A 7,621-nucleotide genomic window follows, 5' to 3' on the forward strand; every position below is an offset into this window, starting at 1 on the left:
CCGCCATAACCGCTATAACCACAGCCATATCCAGACAAGAGATCCCCTCCAATCCTATACAAAAATAAATTTCATACTACTAATAAAATTTCTAAAAATACAGCGAGTAATGAGAGCAAGCTAGCATAAGAATTAATTTTGTAATTACAATCATGTTGTACTTGCTTATCACTACACTGACACTATATGTATTGGGCGGTAAACGGTTATGTGCTTTTATATCATTTTTTCCACTTTTGAGGAAAATGCCATTGACCATTTTCAAAATCGTTACATACAAATTAATAGTTTTATAGTTTCCCATTTGAATTCAAGAATTCTTATCTTTTTGCTCTACGTTGGCAATTCGAAATCATAATCTTCTTAATCCATACTATTTTCACTAAGTAATATATCATTTTAAGTTCTCTTTGAATTACCCATATCTTATATTGTGTGTAACTGAGTTTATCACTGAATCCATTGATATCATTGATTTCATTTAACTTTCTCTTTTGAGTTACACAGTACGAAAATTATGAGTAACTGTATAGAGATACCACCAGCATTTTGCAAAATAACCTACGCTATGCGGAAAAATAAAATAAGCTGCCATGTGGACAGCTTATTTACATAATTATCTTTATCATTATCGGAAGTACAGATAACGGCCCAGGAATTCATACATTCTTGAGCCTTTATTCATTGTAATATCTAGCTTTCTGTATTCACTCTAAAGAGATGGTTTAGTTCCGATTATGACAGTAGCATCCAGTTCATCACAATTTTTCACCTGTGGAATTAGCCCGTTTTGAGCAAATATCTCAACAGTTTGCAATGTCTGTCGCTGACTAGTCTCGACAAGTAGATGACCACCGGGTGCCAGCCAAAGTAGTGCCTCAGCAGCCACCCGTCTCTGAATATCCAATCCTTCAACACCACCATCGAGTGCCAATATTGCCTCATATTTTCGTGCTTCTCGAGGTAACAGCTTAATTGCCTCAGTAGGTACGTAGGGTGCGTTTGCAACCAAAATATGAACGTGTCCACACAGTTTAGTTGGAAGTGGCTGATAGAGATCACCTTCGTACACGGTACCGTTGACCCAATTAATATTATGACGAGCACATCTTACTGAGGCTGAGTCTATGTCGACTGCATACAGCTCGATTTCTCCTAAAACTGTAGCCAGTGCGGTACCCACAGCCCCCGTGCCGCAACATAAGTCAACTATGATAGCCCCTGGCCTAGCAAGGTAAGCCGCCTGTTCGACAAGAAACTCGGTACGGCGGCGAGGTACGAAAACTCCTGGTTCCACTGCTATCCGAATACCACAGAAATCTGCCCACCCAATGATGTGTTCCAAGGGAAAGCCGGCTACTCGTCGTTCCACCATGTCGGCGAGTATTTCCGGTGTTTGTGCCTCTGAAATAAGCAATTGTGCCTCAACTTCTGCAAAAACACAACCAGCAGTCCGAAGCCTAGTTATTATACTTTTTTCTGCTTCTACGTCTATATAAAAATCGAATTGTTTTCCCATTCATTTCACCATTCTTGATCCCTTTTTAAATTTATTATTAATAATTCTTTAAAAGTTGGAGAATCCTTGATCCCTTTTTAAATTTATTATTAATAATTCTTTAAAAGTTGGAGAATCCCTGTTTCAACTGCCCTGTATTTAAATACGGAAAACCTATATTCTATACATGTGAGGTTAACATAACGTAACATTATCGCTAGCAGGGAAAAGGGAGGAAACTGTACTCTCATCAAGGAACCTTCTTTTTTTGTTCTATGGATCTATGCCTTTCTTTATACATTTCTATCCTATAGCGGTTTTAGGGTTCTTGTTTGTTACTAAAACTGTATAAATCTTGCATACTCTTAGCGTGAGTTTTTTCCAAAATGCTACAATACCTCTAGGTTTAAAAAGGAGTACACAATGCTTAGATTTTAAACCTAGTCATTGCTTTATCCATTGCATCTTGGTTTACACCTATATAACGTAACGTGACCTTCTCTGACGAATGATTGAATATCTCCATAAGTAATGCTATGTTTTTCGTTTGCATGTACATGTGATACCCGTATGTTTTTCTCAGCGTATGTGTCCCTATTTCATCTAATCCAAACTCTGCCGCTGCTCCGCTTAATATCTTATATGCCATGCTACGACCAATAGGACGATTCTTACCTTGTCTGCTTTGCAATAAATACTCATTGTCTTCCCTTTCTTCAATAAACCATTTCAGTTCTCTTTTCAGTGCTGCAGTAATTTGTATTCGTTTCTGTTTCCCTGTTTTCTTTTCTCTCATAGATATATGACTGCCCTTGGCATCTCCTACCTTCAGTTTCAAAATATCCGAGATTCTAAGACCTGTATTAATGCCCATAATGAAGAGAATGTAATTACGTAAGCTCTTTTCCTTAAAATACTCTCTAAGCTGCTGTATTTGCTCTGGATCACGTATTGGTTGAACGAAATTCATTATTCATTACCTCCCGTTTCTTCTGTCTCGTAAACTTCTAATCCGAGCGCAAAAGCAAGTTTATAAAAAGCTTTAGATTTCCAACGTCGATAAGTACGCTCTGACATCCCTATTTCGTTATAAACCATATAATCACACACGTCCTCATCTTCTAAATAACGTTTATAAATAATATCTCTCTGAATACTTCCTGCACGTCCGTTTCCTAATCGATTTAAAAACTGATCAATACGTACCGACATTATTTCAAGCCACTCTTCTCGTTTGCTTTGTTGAATATTTGCTATAGCAACATCTTCTAACGGTTTACCAACAGCATGTGTAGGACCGTGCTCACGTATTTCATAAGAAGGAGTGACTTTCATTTCTTTACGCATCATCCCAAATTGTCTATGTATACGTACACTTTCCAAAACACCTTCTAATTCTTCTTGTGTCGCTGTTCTATCAATTTTTGGTAAGAAAGATAATTGTTTAGTCATGTAAGACCACCCCTTTTTATTTTTAGATTACTTTTGTCTTATTGCTCCACATCTTCGTTCATAACGTGGTCCATGAACTCCCATTAACTCTTCAATTTCACGAGTGCTAAATTTCTCTTTTCGTTTTTTCTTCTTTGTCTGATTCGATTGCTTTTTCCATTCACGCAACTGATCCTTTAACCCCTTCATTTCCCCATCTCCCTTTTCAAAATAAAAAGGACACCTATTCCTAAAACAGCTTTAATTGCTGCTTTAATGAATTGGTGTCCTCTAGTTTTCTAGCCGGACTATATTCGAATGTTATTTTAAATATCCCAATAGTCACTATTAACATCATTAGTATATTTGCTGATTTCCTTCTCTTTCCCACACTTTTCACATTTATAATAACTAACTATCCCCATCTTACCAGTTTTAAAATCTTCATTGTCATGATTTTTAATAAGTTTATATCTATGTATACATTTAGGCTCTTTTAATTTATCAAACCAATTCCCTAACATAAATTAATCCCTTTCCTCTCAAAGATATTCTTTCTATTCCCATCCTCTTAAGAATACCTTAGAAAAGATTTCCAATCAATGAAACGTGGTAGCTTGTTTTTCTATAAACAAAAGGATTATTTTGTTTAAATTCTCATATACACTTTTTAAATTCCTTAACATTGGAAATAGCTATATAATGAAAAAGACTACATTTTAGGAGTGCTCTAAATGTCCGATATAATTAAACTCTGTATTGTATTAATCGTTACCATATTTTTAACATTTTCCATAATAGCGGAGTTTCAAAAGCCTCAAAAAGATATGTTTTGGTTCTCGATTGAAGTAATGTTTCTCCTTGCAGGTTTTTTGATACTAAAAGACTATATCGTCAAGCATATAACATAATCCGATGAATAAAACTCAATATTCCGTCGATACTATATACACCCCATTTCGAACCATATTCCATTACCTGAGCAGTTAGCTTTTGCTAGCTGCTCTTTTAATTACACATTTTTGTCTTAACACTCATATAATATTGAGAATTAAAAAATCATCTCATGTATAAAGGGAAAGTATTCTTTTTCATTACTCCACTCCCTCTTTAAATAACACTGTTTGAATAAGGTTTTTAAAGAGGGAATACATTTAAAGATCTTGGTTACACTGTAAACAGGCTCGTGAATAGCCAATTTTACTAATACCCACTCTATGTCTATTATCTTGGGCCGAGCAATTAGCAAAAGCTAATTGCTCTTTTATATTGAGTTAATAATAAAATTTAGGTCTTATTCCTTTTCTATATCATATACTTTTAACCTAACCATCCAGCTCAAAGTGTTACCTCCTATCTTAAAGAGCACTTATGCATGGTGCTCTTTTTTAGTTTCCTTATTTCTACAAAATGAAATTTTTGTTTAGTTTTCTTACCTGCATAATATTTTGATATTTGTTTATACTATAGTTGTAACTTTTTGTTACAACATATATCCGTATCGATTGTAACTTCTAAAATTGTACAACGAAGCAGTTGGCTATTTCGGCTAGCTGCTTTGTTGTTTAAAATGAAGTTTTTATTTAGTTTCACTGATATTGTTCAAACTAGTACCGCCAAAACATTAGAACAACTTACATAAATGTCACATTTTTGTCAAATTTTATAATTTATTTTCATAATCTACAAAATATTACATTTTTCTCTTTTTTCTATTGGTATAATCGGGCTGTCTATCAAAATTATAAAAAAATTGATAGAAAATTACTGATAGAATGGAGATGTTTTTATGTTTAAAAAATTAACTATTGGAACATTTGCAATTGGTATTATGTTCTCTGGTGTTACTGGTGTATCTGCGGCACAAGTAAATGATGCACCGGTCAAAGCTTCTGATAACAAATGTGAACAAAAAAAGCATAAATTTTCTCAGTTGTTTAATTCTCCAAAGGTCCCAGAAAATTATACAAAGAACGGTGTTACAGGAAAATTAGTTTGTACTTATGAGGGGCCAGTAGGTTGGATTGGTTACTATAATTAATAAGTAATCTATCAATACAAGTTGGCTCACATCTCTCCCTCGCTTTTTTCATAATAGGCGAGGGATTTTATTTCAGATGTACTTATGCTTATAAAACCAACATCTTCACTTTCTACTAAAATAGCGTTTTTATTTAACTATAACTTTTTATCAATCCCTACCACTGTACAAGGCAGATACATCTTTTTCGCTTTTAAAAACTCCTTAACAGCCTCAAATGCTTCTCTGTCTGTTTCCGGCCCCTGAACATCGACAAAAAACTCTTTCTTAGATGCATCTTCCTGGATTAATACATTCCATACATTCCCGGTTTTTTTATGGTGATAAAAGAAATTCTTCTCCCTATGTTGATACTGGACACCTTCTTGTTTCGGATAATATTCGAGGAAACTCTCTCCGCAATGTGGACAGTATGCGATATCCGGAACACTAGAAAATTGACCTATTTTGAATTTGAATGAACACATTTCACATTGAAGATTCAGAGCCATTCCCATTCCCCCTTTTCTCCCAAATAACGATTTTATCTAAATCCATTCACTAATCCTATACTTCCGTATACAATAATAGTGCCTTTCTATTTAATGTGAGTTCGTCACTGTCGTTATAATGAGGCATAAGGAGCGCGCTCTCGATTAGCGCTCTTTTTAATTAAATAAAGATTTTGTTATAAAATTTCACCTATATAAAAATCATACATACAATATCTTGGGCATCCTTTTTCAACATTAGTTTTGGTCAGAGCGCCTTCCTCTCAAGGCGCTCTTTAATTTTCGAATAAGGATTTTGTTAAAAGCTGAATAAAATTCAATATTCCGTTAATACTAAACGCAATACACTCTGCTTCTTACCCAGGTTGTATCGAATCGAGTAGTTTCCCCATTAACTGCTCGATTTTTATTTTTGTTACATAAACTTGATGTTTTGGTCCATACTATAATCAACCATGTAATTTTGTACTCCTAAATTCATGGGTGTAATTTCTCATTGCAGTTAGCTTTTGCTAGCTGCTCTTTTTTATTTTCTTTTATTTCCGAATAACCTTCTCAAATCTGCTCATACTATTTCTGTAACTTAAAGTTACAAACTATTTCTGTAAGTGCGGCTTTTCCTTTGTACAACAGGCAGTTAGTTTTATGAACTAGCTGCTTTGTTGTGTAAAAGAAAGATTTTGTTTTAAATTTACACATATCTAAAAAACATACATATAATATCTTGGGTATCCTTTTTCAATATTAGTTTTGGTCAGAGAGCACTTTTAATATATTGCAATGTATCACGTTTTACATACTATAAACATAGAATGAAATGAGCACGCAAGACATAATTTTTATATAATCGTGTACATTTTTTTGTACACGGTTTTTTTATTAAATAAGAATTCTGTTTAAATTTCATCGACCTTATTGATTCCTTTGCATACATTATTATCACAAGGAATTTCATAGGTTTCTTTGGTCCAGTTTCCTCGAATTCCTTGTTCACCTCATTGAAATAACCCGTTTTAAATAGCGGGTTATTTTGGGTCATAAAAAATTTGTGTTTAACTCTCATTCATTTTTTTACTTATTTTGGATATATTACTATTAAGTCAAGAAATATACAGGTTTCTCTAACCCAGTTCCCTTGTATTCCTTGAACTCCTTGTACACAGGACCTGTTATAACTAACAGGTTCTTTAATTTTTGTCATTATACAATAACTATTTTGTTAAAAATCTTTCTTCATTCTTTTTAGATCAAGTAACATATCTTATTAGATAAGGATATATCCCACAAAATTTTGAAAGGAGGACTTTTTATTAACACTACTTTAATTTCTCATTTTTATAACGAAGAGTATCTGCTTCCGTGGTGGTTAATGCACCACACAAAATTATTTGATCATGGCATTCTTATTAATCGTGGGTCTACTGATCGTTCGGTTGAATTATGCAAATTATTTGCACCTCATTGGGAAATTCGTGAATCAAAGGTATTAGAGTTTGATGCCATTTTAGTTGATCAAGAAGTAATGAACATAGAAAAAGAAATTACGGGATGGAAAATGGTGCTAAATACCACTGAATTTCTTTGCTGTGTTGATAAGGAAGCCTTTTTCTCATCTCTTGCCACTTTAGGGCAAAAGATGTATGCTATTAGGACTATTCTGATGGTGGATGACCCTGCTCACGGTTATACCGATCCGAGATACGGAATTCCCCTTGTCAAACAGCGTTATCATGGGAGAATAATCCCCCAAAATCCACCTGCTCCATACTATGGCGGTAGATTAATCCACCATTATTCACATGGTAACTATTGGGCAGGGCGGCATTGGTCACCTCATCCATTTATCGTTTACATGTATCCTGCTTTCGTTTTAAAATTCTTTTACAGCCCCTGGAATACAGCTATGAAAAACCGAAAATTACAAATTGGGCCTACTCTTTCTAAACATAGCATCCAGCGTGGCTTAGGTACTCATCATCTGGCAACACTAGATAAATTAGAAAAAAATTATATACACTTTACAACCTCAACTACTGATCTTCGGTTAAACCCGGAATATCAAGTTTTATTTCCAGATTTATGTTTTCCTAACTTACAGTAATGTCCTAAAAAAAACATTCATATATATTTACCAGATGCACTTTGAAATCCCAGAGTATC

Annotated in this window: 8 protein-coding genes; 2 read left to right on the forward strand and 6 right to left on the reverse strand. The window is 34.2% G+C overall.

Annotation, left to right across the window (positions count from 1 at the left end; translation table 11 throughout):
* Positions 1-712: 712 nt before the first annotated feature.
* The 5 genes from DN404_RS30125 to DN404_RS30140 all read right to left on the reverse strand — a co-directional run bounded on the left by DN404_RS30125 (position 713) and on the right by DN404_RS30140 (position 3,453).
* Positions 713-1,519: a putative protein N(5)-glutamine methyltransferase gene (locus tag DN404_RS30125; RefSeq protein WP_149215864.1), complete on the reverse strand. Its 807-nt coding sequence runs from the start codon at positions 1,517-1,519 to the stop codon at positions 713-715.
* A gap of 406 nt (positions 1,520-1,925) precedes the next feature.
* Positions 1,926-2,468, reverse strand: coding sequence for a site-specific integrase (locus DN404_RS30130; RefSeq protein ID WP_149215865.1), 543 nt, complete (start codon positions 2,466-2,468; stop codon positions 1,926-1,928).
* Positions 2,468-2,950 carry an ArpU family phage packaging/lysis transcriptional regulator gene (locus DN404_RS30135; protein ID WP_149215866.1) on the reverse strand — a complete coding sequence of 161 codons (483 nt, stop codon included), beginning with the start codon at positions 2,948-2,950 and terminating at the stop codon, positions 2,468-2,470. The genes DN404_RS30130 and DN404_RS30135 overlap by 1 nt, the downstream gene beginning before the upstream one ends.
* A 27-nt stretch (positions 2,951-2,977) precedes the next feature.
* Entirely contained in the window at positions 2,978-3,139 is a 162-nt protein-coding gene (locus DN404_RS30720) for a hypothetical protein (RefSeq protein WP_179951884.1), read from the reverse strand.
* A 116-nt stretch (positions 3,140-3,255) separates the two neighbouring features.
* Positions 3,256-3,453: a hypothetical protein gene (locus DN404_RS30140; protein ID WP_044307561.1), complete on the reverse strand. Its 198-nt coding sequence runs from the start codon at positions 3,451-3,453 to the stop codon at positions 3,256-3,258.
* Positions 3,454-4,718: 1,265 nt separating this feature from the next.
* Here DN404_RS30140 and DN404_RS30145 point away from each other — a divergent pair.
* The gene (locus DN404_RS30145) at positions 4,719-4,970 is read left to right on the forward strand and encodes a hypothetical protein (protein ID WP_149215867.1); all 252 of its coding nucleotides are present in this window, start codon (positions 4,719-4,721) and stop codon (positions 4,968-4,970) included.
* A 137-nt stretch (positions 4,971-5,107) separates the two neighbouring features.
* On the opposite strand, the gene DN404_RS30150 is transcribed toward DN404_RS30145, so the two are convergent.
* Positions 5,108-5,461: a hypothetical protein gene (locus DN404_RS30150; protein ID WP_149215868.1), complete on the reverse strand. Its 354-nt coding sequence runs from the start codon at positions 5,459-5,461 to the stop codon at positions 5,108-5,110.
* A 1,369-nt stretch (positions 5,462-6,830) separates the two neighbouring features.
* On the opposite strand from DN404_RS30150, the gene DN404_RS30160 reads away from it, so the two are divergent.
* Positions 6,831-7,562: a glycosyltransferase family 2 protein gene (locus DN404_RS30160; protein WP_370512809.1), complete on the forward strand. Its 732-nt coding sequence runs from the start codon at positions 6,831-6,833 to the stop codon at positions 7,560-7,562.
* Positions 7,563-7,621: the final 59 nt, after the last annotated feature.

The organism is Bacillus sp. TE8-1, assembly GCF_008368855.1.
Classification (GTDB): Bacteria; Bacillota; Bacilli; order Bacillales; family Bacillaceae_G; genus Bacillus_A; species Bacillus_A cereus.

Bases quoted from the DNA above. Each gene is read 5' to 3' on its own strand.
- DN404_RS30720 (WP_179951884.1), bottom strand. From the start codon at position 3,139: ATGAAGGGGTTAAAGGATCAGTTGCGTGAATGGAAAAAGCAATCGAAT.
- DN404_RS30145 (WP_149215867.1), top strand. From the start codon at position 4,719: ATGTTTAAAAAATTAACTATTGGAACATTTGCAATTGGTATTATGTTC.
- DN404_RS30130 (WP_149215865.1), bottom strand. From the start codon at position 2,468: ATGAATTTCGTTCAACCAATACGTGATCCAGAGCAAATACAGCAGCTT.
- DN404_RS30160 (WP_370512809.1), top strand. From the start codon at position 6,831: ATGCACCACACAAAATTATTTGATCATGGCATTCTTATTAATCGTGGG.
- DN404_RS30150 (WP_149215868.1), bottom strand. From the start codon at position 5,461: ATGGCTCTGAATCTTCAATGTGAAATGTGTTCATTCAAATTCAAAATA.
- DN404_RS30125 (WP_149215864.1), bottom strand. From the start codon at position 1,519: ATGGGAAAACAATTCGATTTTTATATAGACGTAGAAGCAGAAAAAAGT.
- DN404_RS30140 (WP_044307561.1), bottom strand. From the start codon at position 3,453: ATGTTAGGGAATTGGTTTGATAAATTAAAAGAGCCTAAATGTATACAT.
- DN404_RS30135 (WP_149215866.1), bottom strand. From the start codon at position 2,950: ATGACTAAACAATTATCTTTCTTACCAAAAATTGATAGAACAGCGACA.